This is a genomic window from Parapontixanthobacter aurantiacus (genome assembly GCF_009827635.1).
Lineage (GTDB): Bacteria > Pseudomonadota > Alphaproteobacteria > Sphingomonadales > Sphingomonadaceae > Parapontixanthobacter > Parapontixanthobacter aurantiacus.
On record NZ_WTYW01000001.1, the window covers coordinates 303,293 to 321,965 of the forward strand.

The following is an 18,673-nucleotide window of genomic DNA, read 5'->3' on the forward strand; positions in this document are numbered from 1 at the left end:
ATGCGATGAGCCTGATGGACCCGCTCGCGGTCCGTACGGCGCACCCTCCGATCAGCGAACGCTCGCAATTGATGAGCCTGCGCGAAGAAGCGCTCGATACCGCGCGGATGCGGATCCTGCTGCTCGTCGCGCTGTTCGTGTTCATCGCCTTTCTTGGGCTGATGCGGATCGTCTATCTCGGCAGCAGCGACCGCGCCTATGCCGCGACCACGCTGGAAGAGGCGCTGTTGCCCGCGCGCGGAGAGATTACCGACCGCAACGGCGTGCCGCTCGCGCGGATGTTCCCGGCCTATTCCCTGTGGTTCAATCCGGACGCGATGGGCGATGGCGGGGCGCCGCTCGTCAATTCGCCCGCCTACGTAGCAGCTGGCCTGAAGGCCATCTTCCCCGACATGGACCAGGCGAAGATCGAGGCGCGGCTGGCTTCGGGCAAGGCGGGCTATCTGCGCCGCCGGGTGCTGCCAGAGGAAGCGAACCGGGTGCAGGAACTGGGCGAACTGGCGCTCGAAATGCCGCAGGAGCCGGATCGCCACTATCCGCAAGGCTCGATGGCGGCCCACGTCCTCGGCCATGTCGCGGCGGACGGGCACGGGCGCGTTGGCATGGAGCAGGTACTCGACGAGCGGCTGCGCGACCCGGCGCTGCGCGGGACGCCGGTGGCGCTGTCGATCGACATGCGGGTGCAGGGCGCGCTGGAAGACGAACTCGAGCGGGGCATGAAGCTCAACGACGCGATGGGCGCTGCCGGCATCGTGCTCGACGTCGATACGGGCGAAGTGCTGGCGCTTGCCTCCTTGCCCGAATTCAATCCCAACAAGATCGACCAGGAGGGCGCGAGCAACATGTTCAACCGCGTCACCAACCAGGTCTACGAGCTCGGCTCGACGTTCAAGCCGCTGACCGTGGCGGCTGCCATCGATGCCGGCGTGGTCAAGGATTTCGGCCGCCGCTGGGATGCGAAGACCGTGCATATCGGCAAGTCGCGGTTGCGCGATTCGCATTCCTATGGCGAGACGCTGAACGTGGCGCAGACCCTCATCCACTCGTCCAACACCGTGACCGCGCGGATCGCCGACGAACTGGGGGCGGAGCGCCTGCGCCGCACGATGATGGACCTCGGGATGCACGAGCGGCCCTATATCGAGCTGCCAGCGCGGGGCCATCCGATCTGGCCGGGCGAGGACTGGCCGCGCATCCGCAACATGACCGTCAGCTACGGCCACGGCATCGCCGTCACGCCGCTGCATCTGGCGAGCGCCTATGCCGCGATGGTCAATGGTGGCACCTGGCGCCCCGCAACGCTGCACAAGCTGGCTCCGGGCGAAGCGCCGCGCGGACGCCGCGTGTTCAAGGAATCGACGTCGAGCCGGATGCGCCAACTGCTGCGCATGATCTCGATCTACGGAACGGGCCGCAATGCCGATGCGCCGGGCTACCGCGTGGGCGGCAAGACAGGCTCTGCCGAGAAACCGGGGCAGGGCGGCTATCGCAGGACTTCGCTCATCTCGACCTTCGCCGCCGCCTTCCCGATGGATCGTCCGCGCTACGTCGTCGTGACGATGCTCGACGAGCCGCGCGGCACGGTCGCGAGTTCCTATCAGCGGACCGCCGCGTGGAACGCCGCGCCCATCGTGGGCCGCCTTGTCCCGCGGATCGGCCCGATGCTTGGCGTGAGGCCGGACGAGCGGCGCGATGTCGACATCTCGGACCTGAAGCCGCTCATTCCGGGGGCCGACAAGTGAAGCTGACGCGCCTCTGTGAAGCGGCCGGCCTGGCCGAACCTGCCAAAGATGCCGAAGTGACGGGCTTTGCCATCGATCACCGCAAGGTCGCTCCCGGCACGGTGTTCGGCGCGTTCGAAGGTGCGCGCGTCAATGGCGAGGATTTCATCGGACAGGCGCTGTCCTCCGGCGCGGTAGCCATCGTGGCGCGGCCGGGTGCGAAGGTCGATGAAGGCATTCATATCGCGGATGCGACGCCGCGCCGTGCCTTCGCGAAGCTGGCCGCGCGCTATTTCACTCCCGTTCCCGAAACCATCGTCGCGGTCACGGGAACGAACGGCAAGACCTCGACGGTCGAGATGACGCGCCAGATCTGGCGGATGTGCGGCGAGCGCGCAGCGAGCATCGGGACCCTCGGCGTCACCACGCCGGACGGCAGTGTTTCCACCGGGCTGACGACGCCCGACATCGTCACCTTCCTGTCCAACGTCAGCGGCCTGGCGCGCGAGGGCGTTACCCACGTCGCCTACGAGGCATCGAGCCACGGCCTGTCGCAATATCGCAACGAGGGCCTGCCGGTGAGCGCCGCCGCCTTCACCAATTTCAGCCGCGACCATCTCGACTATCACGCCGATATGGAGAACTATTTCGCGGCCAAGATGCGCTTGTTCACCGAGGTCGTCTCGCCGGACGGAACGGCGGTCGTGTTGGACGACGGCAGCGAGTGGAACCGCCGCGCGCGCGATGCTGCGCAGGACCGCGGCCTGACCCTGTTCACGGTCGGCACGCGAGATTGCGACCTCGCTCTCAGCAAGCGGGAACCGACTCAGCTGGGACAGGAACTCGTCATATCCTACGAAGGCGAGGAACGGCGCCTGCGGCTGCCGCTGATCGGCGATTATCAGGTCGCCAACGCCCTGACCGCCGCTGCGCTCGCCCTGGCGACGGGTGCCGAAGCATCGCGCGTGTTCGACGCTTTGGCGCGACTGCAACCCGTTCGCGGGCGGCTGGAGCGTGCGGTCATCACGCCGACGGGCGCGCCGGTCTATGTCGATTACGCCCATACGCCCGACGCGCTGGAAGCGGCGATCGAGGCCTTGCGCCCCCATGTGGACGCCGACAAGGGCGGGCGGCTCATCACGGTGTTCGGCGCAGGCGGCGACCGCGACCGCGGCAAGCGCGAACCGATGGGAGCAGCGGCGATGCGCGCGAGCGACGTGGTCATCGTGACGGACGACAATCCGCGCGGCGAAGACCCGGCAGCGATCCGGGCCGAAGTTCTGAAAGGCGCAGTCGGCGCGCGCGAGATCGGCGACCGGCGCGAGGCAATCGCGACGGCGATCGGCATGGCAGGGCCCGGCGATATCGTGCTCGTCGCGGGCAAGGGTCACGAGCAGGGCCAGATCATCGGCTCGGGCGAGAATGCCCGCCAATTGCCATTCGACGATGTGGAAGTAGCGCGCGAATGCGCAGCTCTTTCGGGAGACAGGAATTGAACGCAGTATCCGCTTTAAGGCAATGGCCGACGACGCCGCTCGACAGCGTGCCGCTGGCGCTGTGGAGCGCCTCCGACATCGCGGCTGCGACGGGGGGCAGGGCGAGTGCCGATTTCGAGGTCGCGGGCGTCGAGACCGACAGCCGCTATATCCGCAATGGTGATCTCTTCGTGGCGCTGAAGGGCGAGACGATGGACGGCCACCGCTTTCTCGAACAGGCATTCGCCGCCGGGGCTGCCGCCGCGCTGGTGGACCGCGAAGTGCTGTGGCCGCACATTCTGGTCGAGGATACGTCCGAGGCGCTGGAAGCACTTGCCGCCGCTGCGCGCGAGCGTACGCGTGCGAAGTTCGTCGGCGTCACGGGGTCGGTCGGCAAGACGGGCGTCAAGGAAGCGATCTTCGCCGCGCTCGAACGGTCGAGCCGTGGGGCGGCGCATCGCTCCATCAAGAGCTACAACAATCATGTCGGCGTGCCGCTTTCGCTCGCGCGGATGCCGGCGCGCAGCAAGTTCGCGGTGTTCGAGATGGGCATGAACCATGCGGGCGAAATTTCGGAACTCACCCGCTTCGTCAAACCCGACGTCGCGGTCATCACAACCATCGCGCCCGCTCATATCGAGAACCTCGGTTCGATGGAGGCGATCGCTGCCGCAAAGGCGGAAATCTTCGAAGGCGTGAAGCCGGGCGGCGTTGCGGTCATTCCCGCCGACAGCCCGCATTTTGCGCAGTTGCGCGATGCCGCGAAGGCGCAGCATTGTCACATCCTCAGCTTCGGACGCTCCGAACATGCCGACATGCGGCTGCTCGATGCAATCCCGCAAGCGAGCGGCGGTTCGTTGATGACGGCGCAATGCGGCAGCGGGCGGCTGGTCTTTTCGGTCGCGGAACCGGGCGAGCACTGGGTGATGAACGCACTCGCAGTGATGGCGGCGGTGCTCGCCGTCGGCGGCGACCTTGCCTCTGCGGGACTGGCACTTGCCGAAATGGGCGGGCTTGCCGGACGCGGGGCGCGCCACCGGATCGCCGTTCTTGGTGGCAAGGCGCTGGTCATCGATGAAAGCTACAACGCCAATCCCGCATCCATGCGGGCGACGCTGGCGCAGCTGGGGCAGACCCCGGCGGCGCGGCGCATCGCGGTGCTTGGCAGCATGAAGGAACTGGGCGACTTCTCCGACCGCTTCCATGCCGGACTGGCGGAGCCGATCTGCGACGCGAAGGTCGATTACGCGGTCCTTGTGGGCGAGGAGATGCACGCTCTTGTCGGCGAATTCCACCGTATCTTGGGGAAAGCGGGGCAGGGGGCGCTTGGCAAGGTGCCGACCTTCGCGCATTGCAGGGATGCGGGCGAAGCTGCGGGTCTGCTCGCCGATTACGGGATCGTGGGGGGTGATGCGATCCTGGTGAAGGGGTCGAATTCCGTCGGCCTCGGCAAAGTAATTTCGGAACTCACCCGCCGGGACGACTGAATGCTTTACTGGTTAGCCCAATGGATGGAATTCGAGGGAATTTTCAACCTCGTCCGCTACCAGACGGCCCGCGCCGGAGCGACCATCCTGACGACGCTCTTCATCGGTCTGCTGATCGGCCCGCGCTTCATCGCGATGCTGCGGGTGCGGCAGGGCAAGGGGCAGCCGATCCGCGAGGACGGACCGCAGACGCATCTGGCGAAGCGCGGCACGCCGACGATGGGCGGCCTCATGATCCTCGTTTCGCTGTTTCTGGGATTGGTCCTGTGGATGGACCTGTCCAACCCGTTCGTCTGGGCGTGCCTTGCGGTGACGGCGGGCTTCGGGATCATCGGCTTTCTCGACGATTACGACAAGATTTCGAAGAACAGCCACAAGGGCGTGTCGGGCAAGACGCGGCTCGCGCTGGAATTTCTCGTGGCGGGCGTCGCCTCTTGGATCATCGTGAGCCAGATCAACACCTATCTCTACGTGCCGTTCGTGTCCGACCAGGCGATCCCTTTGGGCCCGTTCTACTACGTCTTCGCGGCGGTCGTGATCGTCGGTGCGGGCAATGCGGTCAATCTTACTGACGGGCTGGACGGGCTTGCCATCATGCCGGTCATCATCGCGTCGGGCACCTTCGCGATCATCGCCTATCTCGTCGGGCGCGTGGACTATTCCGCCTATCTCGGCATTCCGCACGTGCCGGGGGCGGGCGAGCTTGCGATCTTCTGCGCGGCGATCATGGGGGCCGGGCTCGCCTTCCTGTGGTTCAACGCGCCCCCCGCCGCCGTCTTCATGGGCGATACGGGCAGCCTTGCCCTTGGCGGAGCGTTGGGCGCGATCGCGGTCGCCAGCCATCACGAAGTCGTGCTTGCCATCGTCGGCGGCCTGTTCGTGTTCGAGGCGCTGAGCGTCATCATCCAGGTGTTCTGGTTCAAGCGGACGGGCAAGCGCATCTTTCGCATGGCGCCGATTCACCACCATTTCGAGCAGATGGGCTGGAGCGAAAGCACGGTCGTCGTGCGGTTCTGGATAGTCTCGATCACGCTGGCGCTCATCGGACTTGCGACGCTCAAGCTGAGATGATCACCTCGCCTGCCTTTGCCGGCAAACGCTATGCCGTTCTCGGCCTCGCGCGGTCGGGCAGGGCGGTCGTGCGCTCGCTGCTGGCCAGCGGGGCGGAAGTCACGGCCTGGGACGCGGACGAGGAAAAGCGGGCGGAGTTTGCCGGGCAGGTCGAACTGGCCGACCCGGTCGAGGCGGACCTGACGGGCTTCGCAGGCGTCGTGGTGAGCCCCGGCGTCCCGCTCAACACGCATCCGATCAAGCCGCACGCCGACAGCTTCGGCGTTCCGGTGATCGGCGATATCGAACTTTTCGCGCAGGCACGCGCCAATTTGCCGCCGCACAAGGTCGTCGGCATTACCGGGACCAACGGCAAGTCGACCACCACCGCATTGGTCCACCACATTCTCAAGACCGCAGGCGTGCCGAGCACGATGGGCGGCAATATTGGCCTGCCGATCCTTGAGCAGGAGCCGCTACCGGAGGGTGGGGTCTATGTGCTGGAACTGTCGAGCTACCAGATCGATCTGACCTATTCGCTCGATTGCGAGGTTGCAGTGTTGCTGAACATCACGCCGGATCATCTCGACCGGTATGATGGGGACTTTCAGGCTTATCGAGCTTCGAAACTGAGATTATTCGATCTTCAATCCGGCAATCATCTAAATTTTGTTGGTGACCCTGTTCTTTATCGCGCAATCGTTGCTGAGGGGTATTCAACGAACCCCGTCGAGATCGAGGAGGGAATTACCCGGGAAAACCCTGTGCTGGCCGGTCCGCACAACGCGCAAAATACGATGGCAGCCCGTCTTGTCTGCGTCGAACTAGATTTGACGTCGGATGAACGCGACCAGGGTGTTGCTAGTTACCCCGGCCTCCCGCACCGTATGGAGCGCGTCGCGGAAATTTCCGGCGTCGCCTATGTTAATGACAGCAAAGGCACCAACACCGCCGCATCCGCGCCAGCGCTCGCGGCGTTCGAGAATATCCACTGGATCCTCGGCGGGCTGGCCAAGGAGCCGGGGCTGGGCGAATGCGAGGCCGAGCTAGGCCATGTGAAGGCCGCCTACACCATCGGCAAGGCCGGGCCTGACTTCGCTGCGCTGCTCGAACCGCGCGTTCCGACGCTGCAATGCGAAACGCTCGACCGCGCCGTTTCTGCCGCCCACGACGCGGCGACAAGCGGCGACACAGTTCTGCTGTCCCCCGCCTGTGCCAGCTTCGACCAGTATCGCGATTTCGAGGCTCGCGGCGAACATTTCCGCGAGTTGGTGGAGGCGCTCCGGTGAGTATTGACCAGCCCGCCCTCAATCGCAGCCGAAGCGAGCCGCCCCGCGGCGCCGCCTCCTCGCATATACGCAACCTGCGTATCTGGTGGCGTGAAGTGGACCGCGTCCTGCTGGGCCTCATCGTGCTGCTCATGATCATCAGTACGATCGCGGTCGCTGCCGCTTCGCCGGCCAGCGCACGTCGCCTGTCGACCAGCGCGGAGCGGCTGCCCGACCTCTATTTCTTCTGGAAGCACCTTGCCTGGCAGGCGCTTGCCCTCGGCGTGCTGTTCGGCGCGTCGCTGATGTCGCGCGAGACCGCGCGCCGTTTTGCGCTCGTCCTGGGCGGCGGGATGCTGTTCTTCATGTTCCTCGTTCCCTTCATCGGGACCGACATCAACGGGGCGCGGCGCTGGATCGACCTCGGCCTGCGGTTCCAGCCGTCCGAGTTCCTGAAACCCGCCTTTGCGATCGCGCTTGCCTGGGTGTTCTCCTGGCGGATGCGCGATCCGAACCTGCCGGTGAGGGCGGTCTCGCTCGCACTAACGGGTGTCGTCGTGTTCCTGCTCGCATTGCAGCCCAATTTCGGGGAAGCGGTGCTGTTCGCGGGCGTTTGGGCGGTACTCGTGATGCTGTCGGGGCTGTCCTTCGCCCGGATCGGCTCGCTATTGGGGGCGGGCGCGGCGCTGATTACCGCGACCTATTTCATCTATGACAATGCCCGGCACCGGATCGACAGCTTCCTTGGCGGAGGAACCGCCTTCGATCAGGTCGACCTCGCGGAGCGGACGCTGCTTGCGGGCGGCTGGACCGGGACCGGCTTCTGGCTGGGTCTGAAGAAGATGCGCCTGCCCGAAGCGCATACCGACTACATCTTTTCCGTGATCGGCGAGGAATTCGGGCTGCTCGCCTGCGCGCTGATCCTGTGCCTTTACCTCGCGCTCGCCGCGCGCGTCCTGATGCGGATGATCGACGAGGACGACCTCTTCACGATGCTCGCGGGCAGCGGCCTGACCGCGCTGATCGTGGGGCAGGCCTTCATCAACATGCTCGTCAATCTGCGCCTCTTCCCGTCCAAGGGCATGACCCTGCCGCTGGTCAGCTATGGCGGTTCTTCCACGATCGCGATGGGCCTGATGGTCGGGCTGCTGCTCGCGATTACGCGCCGCAACCCGTTCCTCAAGCGACGGACCGCAGGGCTTGCACAATTGATGGGCCTCGGCGATGAACCCGCGCGAGGGCGGGCCAGCATCCGGGGAAGCGCATCATGACGAAATCGAACCGCCATTACGTGCTGGCGGCGGGCGGCACCGGCGGCCACATGATCCCGGCCTTTGCCCTCGCGAGCGAACTCGACCGTCGCGGGCATCACGTTGCCCTCGTCACGGACGAGCGGGGCGCGGCGATCCCCGGCAAGCCGGACTTCCTTACCGCGCACGTCATTCCCGCGGGCCGGTTCGGCAAGAACCCGCTACGCTGGCCGTCGGCTTTGAAGAGGGTAATGGAGGGGCGCAGCATGACCTTGCGCCTGTTCGGCAATTTCGAGCCGAGTGCCGTCATCGGCTTCGGCGGCTATCCTGCCTTTCCCGCGCTTATCGCGGCGAAGTCGGCCCGCATCCCCAGCCTCGTCCACGAACAGAACGCGGTCCTGGGCCGCGTCAACCGGACGCTCGCAAGGTCGGTCGACGCCATCGCGACCGCCTATCCCGAAGTCAAGCGGCTGAAGGGCAAGTATGCCGACAAGGTTCACCTCGTCGGCAATCCGGTGCGCGCCTCGGTCATGGCGCTGCGTGACGAGCCCTATCCGCATTTCAGCGAGGACGGCATTTTCCGCGTGCTGGTAACGGGCGGCAGTCAGGGTGCCCGCATCCTGTCCGAGATCGTGCCCGATGGTCTTGCGATGCTGCCGCCGGCGCTGCGCGGCCGGCTGCAAGTGACGCAACAATGCCGGGCGGAAGACATCGAGGCGGTCCGCGCGCGCTACAGCGCACATGGCATTCCCGCGGAACTCGGCACCTATTTCGAGGATATGGAAAGCCGGCTCGCCGATACGCATCTGTTCATCGGTCGGGCAGGCGCTTCGACCATTGCCGAACTCACGGCGGTCGGGCGGCCAGCCATACTTATTCCGCTGCCGATCGCGACCGACGACCATCAGGCGGCGAACACGATGGAAATGGTCGAAGCGGGCGGCGCGCGCATGATCCGCCAGCCGATGGCTACGGTCGCCAACCCCGACGACTTCGAGGAGGAAAAGGCCAACCGAATGCGCGGGCGGCAATCCGACATCAAGCAGCGCATGGCGAAGGATTTGTGCAAGCAAATCCGCGTGCTTGCCGACAATCCGAAAGGGATGGCGCAGGCAGCGCACGCGGCGTGGAATTGCGGTCGGCCCCATGCGGTGAGCGACCTTGCCGATCTCGTCGAGAGCTTCGGCGGGGCGGACATGATGGACGTCATCAAGGTTGGCGGCAATCAGGCACGCGCGCGGGTTCAGGGGGCCGCGACGGCACATTCGCAGGCGCGGGAGACTGCGCGGTGAGAGGCGTATCGACCGATATCGGCACAATCCACTTCGTCGGCATTGGCGGCATCGGAATGTCGGGCATCGCCGAAGTGATGCACAATCTCGGCTATCAGGTGCAGGGCAGCGACCTGTCGGAAAGCGCGACGGTCGAGCGCCTGCGCGAGCGCGGCATCGCGGTCAGCATCGGCCATGCTGCGGAGAATCTCGGCGATGCGGCGGTGGTCGTCACCTCGACTGCGGTGCGGCGGACCAATCCGGAAGTCGCAGCGGCGCTCGAAAACCGGATACCGGTCGTGCGGCGGGCGGAGATGCTTGCCGAACTGATGCGGCTGAAGCGGACCGTTGCGGTGGCCGGGACCCACGGCAAGACGACCACGACGAGCATGATCGCGGCACTCCTCGATGCGGGCGGCGTCGACCCGACCGTCATCAATGGCGGGGTTATCAACCAGTACGGCTCCAACGCGCGGCTCGGCGACAGCGAATGGATGGTCGTCGAGGCGGATGAGAGCGACGGCAGTTTCCTGCGGCTCGACGGGCAGATTGCGGTCGTCACCAATATCGATCCCGAGCATCTCGACCATTATGGCGATTTCGACGGCGTGAAGGACGCCTTCGTCGAATTCATCGAGAACGTGCCGTTCTATGGCGTCGCGGTGTTGTGCATCGATCATCCCGAAGTGCAGACGGTCATTTCCAAGGTGCGTGACCGCCGGGTGCTGACCTACGGGTTTTCCGCCCAGGCCGATCTGCGCGGCGAGAACATTCGGCCCCAGGAGGGCGGCAATCTGTTCGATGTCGTCCTGCGCGAAAGGGACGGCAGCACGCGTCAGATCAACGATATTCACCTGCCGATGCCAGGGCGACACAATGTCCAGAACGCTCTGGCGGCGGTTGCGGTGGCGCTGGAAATGAACTGCGACATCGACATCATTCGCGATGGCTTCAAACAATTCGACGGCGTGAAGCGCCGCTTCACGCGAGTGGGGGAGGTGCCGTGCGACGATGGCGTCGTCACCGTCATCGACGATTACGCACACCATCCCGTCGAGATTCGCGCCGTGCTGTCCGCGGCGCGGGAAGCGGCCGGTAGCAAGGCCGGTAACGGGCGGGTCATCGCGGTGATGCAGCCGCACCGCTATTCGCGCCTCCGCGACCTGATGGACGAGTTTCAGACTGCGTTCAACGACGCGGACATAGTGCACGTCCTGCCGGTCTACGAGGCGGGCGAGGACCCGATCGAGGGCGTCGATGCTGCGGCTCTTGTCGCAGGGTTGCGCGATCGTGGCCATCGCAACGTCGATACCTGCGACGGACCGGCGGAACTTGCCGGAGTACTGGCCGGCGACTTGCGCGGCGGCGACATGATCGTCTGCCTCGGCGCGGGAGATATCACGCGAACCGCGGCGGGGCTGGCCGACGCGATCATGCGCGAAAGGGACGTGAAGTGAGCGACCATCAACCCAATGACTGGGCGATGTACGATGACGGCAGTGCACCCGAATCGGACATCGACGAAAAGGACGCGCGGCTCGGCATCGATACCGGGCAATTGCGCGGCAAGCTGACGGCGGACGCGCCGCTTGCCAAACTCGTCTGGTTTAAGGCCGGCGGCAATGCCGACTACCTCTTCGAACCGGCCGATTGCGACGATCTCGTGCAGCTGATGACGATGCTCAATGGCAGCGTCCCGGTGATGGCGCTGGGCCTCGGCTCGAACCTCATCGTGCGCGATGGCGGCGTTCCCGGCGTCGTGGTGCGGCTCGGCAAGCCATTCTCCTATGTCGAGCCGGAAGGCGAGCGCGGCATCGACGCCCTGACCCTGTGCTGCGGAGCGGGAACGCCAGGCATTCTCGTCGCGAGCGTGGCGCGCGATCACGGCATCGCAGGGCTTGAATTTCTGCGAGGCATTCCCGGCACGGTCGGCGGCTTCGTGCGGATGAACGGCGGAGCGTATGGCCGCGAAGTGGCGGACATCCTCGTCGATTGCGACGTGGTGATGTCCGATGGAAACCTTGCGCGCTTCCCGGTCGAGGATTTGCGCTACAGCTATCGTCATTCGGCCTTGCCCGATAATGCCATCGTAGTTTCCGCGCGGTTCCGCGGGCGGCGCGGCGATCCCCGGCGGATCGGCGAGGAAATGGACCGGATCGCCGATGCGCGCGAAAATTCCCAGCCGCTTCGCACGAAGACGGGCGGGTCGACTTTCAAGAACCCGGAAGGGCACAAGGCCTGGGAGCTGGTCGATCGGGCCGGTTGCCGCGGCATGCGCCTCGGTGATGCGCAAGTCAGCGAGAAGCATACGAACTTCCTCATCAATACCGGCGAAGCGTCGAGCAGCGACATCGAAGGGCTCGGCGAGGAAGTCCGCGCACGCGTCTACAAGGAAACGGGCATCGAACTGAGCTGGGAAATCCAGCGGGTGGGCCGCCCGTGAACGTTGCATTCCGGAGGGTCTCGTGAAGCCATTGCATGTCGCCGTCCTGATGGGCGGCTGGGCGAACGAGCGCCCCGTATCCTTGATGAGCGGCAACGGTGTTGCCGATGCCTTGGAACAGCGCGGCCACAAGGTGACGCGGATCGACATGGATCGCGACGTGGCGGCACGGATTGCTGAGGCAAAGCCCGATATCGTATTCAACGCGCTTCACGGCGTTCCCGGCGAGGACGGCAGCGTTCAGGGAATGCTCGATCTGATGGGCGTGCCCTATACCCATTCAGGTCTCGCGACTTCCGTGATCGCGATCGACAAGGAACTGACGAAGCAGGCGCTCGTGCCCAAGGGCGTACCGATGCCCGGCGGCCGGATCGTCAAGTCGGCGGAACTGTTCGAGGGCGACCCGCTCCCGCGCCCCTATGTCCTGAAGCCGGTCAACGAAGGGTCGTCTGTCGGAGTGGCGATCGTCACCGACGACAGCAATTACGGCAATCCGATCGGGCGCGACGTTGCCGGGCCGTGGCAGGATTTTACGGAGTTGCTCGCCGAACCGTTCATCCGTGGTCTCGAACTGACGAGCGCGGTCATCGACGGGCCGGACGGTCCGCGCGCGCTGGCCGTCACCGAACTCAAGGTGAAGTCGGGTTTCTACGATTTCGAGAACAAATATACGGAAGGCAAGACCGAGCATGTCTGCCCGGCGCAGATTCCCGCAAACATCGAGAAGCTGTGCCTCGAATATGCCGTGAAGGCGCACCGCGTCCTCGGATGCAAGGGTACGAGCCGCACCGACTTTCGGTGGGACGATACGCAGGGCGAGGATGGACTGTTCGTCCTCGAGACGAATACGCAGCCGGGGATGACGCCGCTCAGCCTCGTCCCCGAACAGGCGCGGTATTGCGGGATGGATTACGGCGATCTCGTCGAGGCGATCATCGCGGCGGCCCTGCCGGAGCGCATGAAGGCGAACGATGGCGCAGGTTAGACGAGGGGGCAAAGGCGTTCGCCGGTCGGCTGCGGCGAAGGGCCGGGCGACCCGTGCGCGTGCGGCAAAGGCGCATACCAGCAGCATCCTCGATGCCGTCATGGCGGCGCTGCCCTTTACCGAGGAGCAATGGCATCGCTTCTTTCTCGCACTGATCCTTGCAGGCGCACTCGCTTTCGCTTGGTTCATCGCCAGCCTTGCTGGGCTTCCGGCGCTGGCGCATGCGCAAATCGCACGCACGGCGGCCGATGCCGGGTTCGAAGTCCGGCATGTGCGCGTCACTGGCGTCAAGCGGATGAACGAGTTGCGCGTGTACGAGCGCGCGCTGACGGAGCGCAACCGCCCGATGCCGCTGGTCGATATCGAAGGGCTGCGCAGCGAACTTCTCGAAATGCCGTGGGTCAGCGATGCGCGCGTTTCCACGCAGCTGCCCGACACGCTGGCCGTCGACATCGTCGAGCGCGAACCCCACGCGGTCCTGCAAAAGCCGGGAAAGCTGGTCCTGATCGACCGGACGGGCGTCGAACTCGAACCGATTACTCCTGCAGAGGCGGCGGACATGCTTATCCTGACGGGGCCGGGGGCGGCCCGGCAGGTCGAGGGGCTCGACCGGCTGCTCGATTCGGCGCCTGCCTTGAAGCCCAAGGTGAAGCAGGCCGAGTGGATCGGCAATCGCCGCTGGAACTTCACCTTCGATACGGGGCAGATGCTCGCCTTGCCGGAAGGCGAGGACAAGTCGGCGCTCGCCTTCGTCAAGTTCGCCAAGATGGACGGTGCCAATCGCCTGCTCGGCGGGAAGGCGGAAGCGATCGACATGCGTGTTTCCGACCGCGTCTTCTTTCGCTGCCCCGATTGCCGCAAGGATGAGCTTGCATCCATGGCCGCGCGATAGCTAAAAGCCGGGGCGAGGGGCGCAATGGCAAATTCACGGTACAAACGCTATATCGGTGCGGTCAATATCGGCTCGTTCCGTATCTCCGCAATGATCCTCGGCATCGGGGAGGATGACGAGATGGTCGTCCTCGGCTCTAGCCACCGGGCGAGCCAGGGGATCAAGCGTGGATACGTCACCGACATGCAGGCGGCGACCTATGCCGTGCGCGATGCGGTGGAACGGGCCGAGAAGAATGCGGGGACCAGCGTCTCGGGCGTATGGATTGGCTGCGCCGGAGCCGGGCTTGCGAGCCGGGTTACCAAGGTGGAGATCCCGATCGAGGGACGCCGCATCGAGAGCGACGATGTGCAGCATCTTCTGTTCGCGGCGCGCGATCATATCCAGCCCGATGGCCGGATGGTCCTGCACGCGCAGCCGACCCATTACACGCTCGACGGCGCGCATGGCGTTGCCGACCCGGTCGGCCTCCACGCGGAAAGCCTGGGCGTGGACATTCATGTCATGCTAGCCGACGGGGCGCCGGTGAAGAACCTCATCGAAGCGGTGCAGAACGCCCATCTCGACGTGGAAGGGGTCGTCGCCTCGCCGCTTGCGGCCAGCTACGCGTGTCTTACGCGCGAGCAGCGCGAACTGGGCGTCGCGATGATCGAGATCGGCGGGGACATCACCAATATCTCCGTCCATGCAGGCGGAATGCTCCTCGGTATGAGCGCGGTTCCGCTCGGCTCTGCCGATATCACGGACGCCATCGCTTCGTCCTTCGGGATCAGGCGCTTTCAGGCCGAGCGACTGAAATGCGTGTCGGGTTCCGCTATCGCTTCGCCCAGCGACCACCGCGAGATGATCCCGGTGAATGGTCCGGGCGACGAGGAAGGCGGTCTCGTCGCGCGGGGCGCGGACGATCGCAACCGTATTCCGCGCGCGGAACTCGTCGGCGTCGTCACCGAACAGTTGGCGCGGCTGACGGGAGAGATCGGCAGGTCGCTCAAGGAACTCGGCTTCAGCGGAGCACGCGGCGGGCAGGTCGTGATGACGGGCGGTGGGGCCGAACTCGCTGGCATTGCCGAGTACACGCAGAGCGCGCTCGGCCAGCCTGTCCGCATCGGCAAGCCGCCTGCCGGCCTCAAGGGATTGCCTGAAGCGCATGCGACGCCCGGTTTCGCGACGCTGGCAGGTTTGTGCATCTATGCCGCAAACGATCCGGTCGATATTCGCTCGATCAATGCGAACTGGCAGCAAACGACCAAGTTGAAGGGAGCCGATACGTTCGGCCGGGTCTTTCGCGCGCTGAAGGAATATTTCTGACGATGGCCGCGCATCTCGACGGAATGGTCGATTGCGTTTAGGGTTAATGCGTAATAGGCGTTTGGACAATTCTTTCGACCCGTTCGAAGAGCGTTGCGACGACCAACAGATCATTTCCCGGACAACAGGGAACACGATGCCGGTCCTGACCGGCGGTTCTCGAATTTCCGGTAAGAACACAGCCCTGGAAGGGAAGGCTTGAATGAGTATCAATATCGGCCCTGCTACCTCCGACGAAATGCGTCCCAAGATCCTCGTCATCGGGGTCGGCGGTGCGGGCGGCAATGCAATCGCCAACATGATGGAAGCAGAGATCGAGGGCGTCGATTTCATCGTCGCGAATACCGATGCGCAGGCATTGACCACCTCGGTCGCTGAAAACCGCATCCAGCTCGGACCGGAAATTACCGGCGGTCTCGGCGCAGGCGCCCGGCCCGAAGTGGGCAAGGCCGCTGCAGAGGAGACGGTGGACGAACTCGAAGCCGCGCTCGAGGGCGTCAACATGTGCTTCATCGCAGCCGGCATGGGCGGCGGTACGGGAACCGGCGCTGCGCCTGTGATTGCCGAAACGGCGCGCAAGAAGGGCGTGCTGACGGTTGGCGTCGTGACCAAGCCATTCATGTTCGAAGGCAGCCGACGGATGCGCGCTGCCGAAAGCGGTATCGACGAGTTGCAGAAGCACGTCGATACGCTGATCGTCATTCCGAACCAGAACCTGTTCCTCGTCGCGAAGGCGGAAACGACCTTCAAGGAAGCGTTCCAGCTCGCCGATGAAGTTTTGCAACAGGGCGTCCGCTCGATTACCGACCTCATGGTGATGCCGGGTCTCATCAATCTGGACTTTGCCGACGTCCGTTCCGTCATGCAGGAAATGGGCAAGGCGATGATGGGTACGGGCGAAGCAGAGGGCGAGAACCGCGCACTCGAAGCTGCCGAACGTGCGATCGCCAACCCGCTTCTCGACGGTGTGTCGATGCAAGGCGCGAAGGGCGTCATCATCTCGATCATCGGGGGCGAGGACATGCGGCTTCTCGAAGTCGACGAAGCGGCGAATCACATTCGCGAACTCGTCGACGACGATGCGAACATCATCTGGGGTAGTGCCTTCAATCCCGATCTGGAAGGTCGCATCCGCGTCAGCGTCGTCGCTACCGGTATCGACCACGATGCCATGGCGAAGGCCCCCGCAAGCGAGCCGAAGCCGTTCGCTCTGTCGGACACGAAGCCGCCCAAGCGCCCGGTCCTCGAATTGTCGAACGACGATACTTCCGAAAGCGACGAGGCCCCGCTCGATCTGACAAATGGTTTCGGCAGCGGTGCAAACGAAAGCGAGGAAGAGGACGAGAGTTTCTCCGACCCCGTCCTGTCCGATCCGCTCGGCGCAGCTGACTTCGACGAGGATGAAGAAGACGACGATGTGGACGACATCGTCGATCCGCTCGCCGGGCTGCGCAATCGCGAAGACGAGGATGACGGACTGGTCGAACCGGCGCAGGACCGCGAACACGGCAGCCGACCGTCGGCAGGGTTCGGCGAGGGTGATGAGAGTGGTTTCGTCGGGAGCGGCACTTCGTCCGACGAAAACGACGACGATGCGCTTGTGCTCGGCGAAGACAACCAGATGAGTTTCGACAGCCCGCTGCGCAGCAAGCCGCAGGGTCGCAAGCGCGGCATGTTCGGCGGCTCCGAGGACGAGGAAGGTTCCTCGGGCGGCGGACGTTCGCGCGATGGCGCCAAGAGTTCGGCGGCTGCGGGCGGCTCCACCTTGTTCGAGCGGATGGCGAACCTTTCGCGCGGCTCGAACAGCGATGACGAGGACGAGGATGACGACGACAATGACGGCTCCTCGCTGAACATTCCGCGCTTTCTCGGGCGGCAGAACAACCAGTAACCGGCGGCTCGAGCCGCATCATGCGCTCATGAAAAGGTTCATCGATCCCTGCACCATGGCGGCGCTCGGCGGCGTTGCCGTGGCGCTCGCAAGTATTGCTGCGACACCTGCCTATGCGCAGGGGCGGGAGATCGTCCAGCCCTTGCCGCCGCCCGAAGTGGACGAACTGGGCGACGCGCTCCAGCGGCTCGCCCGTGACGCAAGCAATGTAAGCGCGCTCATCGATGCGGGCGAGGCTTCTCTTGCCCTCGGCGACGTGCAGGCGGCGATCGGCTTTTTCGGTCGCGCGAGCGATATTGCGCCGAACAATCCGCGTATCTTGAGTGGTCTGGCGGACGCCTATGTCGCGACGCGTCGTCCGATCGAGGCATTGCGTCTTTATACAGAGGCCGAACGGGCTGGTGCTGACGTGGCGAGGATTGCGGGGCAGCGCGGGCTCGCCTTCGATCTGGTGGGCGACAATGCGGCGGCGCAGGACCAGTATCGCCTTGCGCTTAGGCAGAATGACGACCCCGAAATCACCCTGAGACTGGCGACGAGCCAGGCGATCGCCGGTCAGCGCCAGCAATTCGAAGCGAGCTTGAGACCGCTGCTCGAGCGGGGCGACCTCGCGGCATTCCGGACCCGGTCCTTCGGCCTTGCGATACTCGGAGACACGACCGAAGCCATTTCCATCGCGCGAGCGATCACGCCGCCCGCTCTGATCGACGGGCTTGTGCCCTACTTGCGCGCAATGGACCAACTGACCGCAGTCCAGCAGGCCAGCGCTGCCAATCTGGGCGTGTTTCCCCGACGCTCGGAGTTCGGACGCGACGATCCCTCGATTGCCGAGGCACGCGCGGCGCTTCCTCCCGCGGCGGCTCAATCCCGTGCCCGCCCGAATGCTACCGATGCGCGGCTGCGTCCGGCGGGACGGCCCCTCGGACCCGGCGCCAACCAGCCCCCTGCGCGCGTTGTCGAGCCGGAAGGGGAACTTCGTCGGCAGGGAACGGGCGAGCTGCCTCCGCTCAATCCCGCGCAAGCCGCGGCGCAACCCGATCCGGTTCAGCGTCCGGTCGTTCAACAAACTCAGGCCGCTGCGCCGACAAGGCCGGTCGTGCGACCCGACATCGCGACGGTCTTCGCCGATATGGCGACGCCGAGTGGTGCGCGACCCTCAGCGGGCGCAGTCGACCTCGCGACCATTGTTCCTGCAAAACCTGAACCTGCCAAGGCGCAGCCCGCCGCTCCGCCGCCGCCAGACCCGGCCACGCTTCACCCGGCGCGAATCTGGGTCCAGGTAGCAACGGGACAGGACAAGAAGGCGCTGCGGTTCGACTGGCGACGCCTGTCGCGCAATGCGGATGGGGCTCTTGCGGACTACAAGCCGTTCACCAGCCGCTGGGGCCAGACCAACCGGATGCTGGTTGGGCCGTTCTCGACCCGCCAAGAAGCAAGCGCATTGATCGTGACGTTGAGGGAAGCGGGCATCGATACGTTCCGACATGACAGTTCTTCGGGCGTTCCGGTCGAGCCGCTGCCCTGAAATCGATCGCCACCGCGCGATCGAAACTGTGCAAAACTCCTTTTCAACAAGCTGTTAACAGGCAATCGGAGTCGCTCGGGGACTTCTCCCCAACTGCCACGCCGGTC

At 64.9% G+C, this 18,673-nt stretch carries 14 protein-coding genes; all 14 read left to right on the plus strand.

Features of this window, described 5'->3' with window-relative positions; genetic code table 11:
• The first annotated feature begins 5 nt into the window (after positions 1-5).
• The 14 genes from GRI38_RS01430 (at position 6) to GRI38_RS01495 (ending at position 18,566) form a co-directional block, all read left to right on the plus strand.
• Positions 6-1,742 (plus strand): peptidoglycan D,D-transpeptidase FtsI family protein, encoded by a 1,737-nt coding sequence (locus GRI38_RS01430; RefSeq protein WP_237487402.1) that lies wholly within the window; start codon positions 6-8, stop codon positions 1,740-1,742.
• On the plus strand, positions 1,739-3,217 hold the full coding sequence (locus GRI38_RS01435) for a UDP-N-acetylmuramoyl-L-alanyl-D-glutamate--2,6-diaminopimelate ligase (RefSeq protein ID WP_160681233.1): 1,479 nt from the start codon (positions 1,739-1,741) through the stop codon (positions 3,215-3,217). The genes GRI38_RS01430 and GRI38_RS01435 overlap by 4 nt, the downstream gene beginning before the upstream one ends.
• Positions 3,187-4,683, plus strand: coding sequence for a UDP-N-acetylmuramoyl-tripeptide--D-alanyl-D-alanine ligase (locus GRI38_RS01440; protein ID WP_202389815.1), 1,497 nt, complete (start codon positions 3,187-3,189; stop codon positions 4,681-4,683). Before GRI38_RS01435 ends, GRI38_RS01440 begins: the two co-directional genes overlap by 31 nt.
• Positions 4,684-5,754 (plus strand): phospho-N-acetylmuramoyl-pentapeptide-transferase, encoded by a 1,071-nt coding sequence (gene mraY / locus GRI38_RS01445; RefSeq protein ID WP_160681235.1) that lies wholly within the window; start codon positions 4,684-4,686, stop codon positions 5,752-5,754.
• A complete protein-coding gene (gene murD, locus GRI38_RS01450; RefSeq protein WP_160681236.1) occupies positions 5,751-7,022 on the plus strand; it encodes a UDP-N-acetylmuramoyl-L-alanine--D-glutamate ligase in 1,272 nt (423 codons plus the stop codon). The genes mraY and murD overlap by 4 nt, the downstream gene beginning before the upstream one ends.
• Positions 7,019-8,272 carry an FtsW/RodA/SpoVE family cell cycle protein gene (locus tag GRI38_RS01455; RefSeq protein WP_419880255.1) on the plus strand — a complete coding sequence of 418 codons (1,254 nt, stop codon included), beginning with the start codon at positions 7,019-7,021 and terminating at the stop codon, positions 8,270-8,272. Before murD ends, GRI38_RS01455 begins: the two co-directional genes overlap by 4 nt.
• Complete coding sequence (murG, locus tag GRI38_RS01460; RefSeq protein ID WP_160681237.1) at positions 8,269-9,543, plus strand: undecaprenyldiphospho-muramoylpentapeptide beta-N-acetylglucosaminyltransferase; 1,275 nt, start codon at positions 8,269-8,271, stop codon at positions 9,541-9,543. Before GRI38_RS01455 ends, murG begins: the two co-directional genes overlap by 4 nt.
• A complete protein-coding gene (gene murC / locus GRI38_RS01465) occupies positions 9,540-10,979 on the plus strand; it encodes a UDP-N-acetylmuramate--L-alanine ligase (protein ID WP_160681238.1) in 1,440 nt (479 codons plus the stop codon). Before murG ends, murC begins: the two co-directional genes overlap by 4 nt.
• Positions 10,976-11,965 (plus strand): UDP-N-acetylmuramate dehydrogenase, encoded by a 990-nt coding sequence (gene murB / locus GRI38_RS01470; protein ID WP_337191220.1) that lies wholly within the window; start codon positions 10,976-10,978, stop codon positions 11,963-11,965. The genes murC and murB overlap by 4 nt, the downstream gene beginning before the upstream one ends.
• Before the next feature lie 22 nt (positions 11,966-11,987).
• Positions 11,988-12,950 (plus strand): D-alanine--D-alanine ligase, encoded by a 963-nt coding sequence (locus GRI38_RS01475; protein ID WP_337191221.1) that lies wholly within the window; start codon positions 11,988-11,990, stop codon positions 12,948-12,950.
• The gene (locus GRI38_RS01480) at positions 12,937-13,842 is read left to right on the plus strand and encodes a cell division protein FtsQ/DivIB (protein ID WP_160681239.1); all 906 of its coding nucleotides are present in this window, start codon (positions 12,937-12,939) and stop codon (positions 13,840-13,842) included. Before GRI38_RS01475 ends, GRI38_RS01480 begins: the two co-directional genes overlap by 14 nt.
• 24 nt (positions 13,843-13,866) lie before the next feature.
• Positions 13,867-15,150 (plus strand): cell division protein FtsA, encoded by a 1,284-nt coding sequence (ftsA, locus tag GRI38_RS01485; RefSeq protein WP_160681240.1) that lies wholly within the window; start codon positions 13,867-13,869, stop codon positions 15,148-15,150.
• Positions 15,151-15,352: 202 nt separating this feature from the next.
• Positions 15,353-17,041 (plus strand): cell division protein FtsZ, encoded by a 1,689-nt coding sequence (gene ftsZ, locus GRI38_RS01490; protein ID WP_160681241.1) that lies wholly within the window; start codon positions 15,353-15,355, stop codon positions 17,039-17,041.
• Between the two features lie 28 nt (positions 17,042-17,069).
• Positions 17,070-18,566: an SPOR domain-containing protein gene (locus GRI38_RS01495; protein WP_160681242.1), complete on the plus strand. Its 1,497-nt coding sequence runs from the start codon at positions 17,070-17,072 to the stop codon at positions 18,564-18,566.
• Positions 18,567-18,673: the final 107 nt, after the last annotated feature.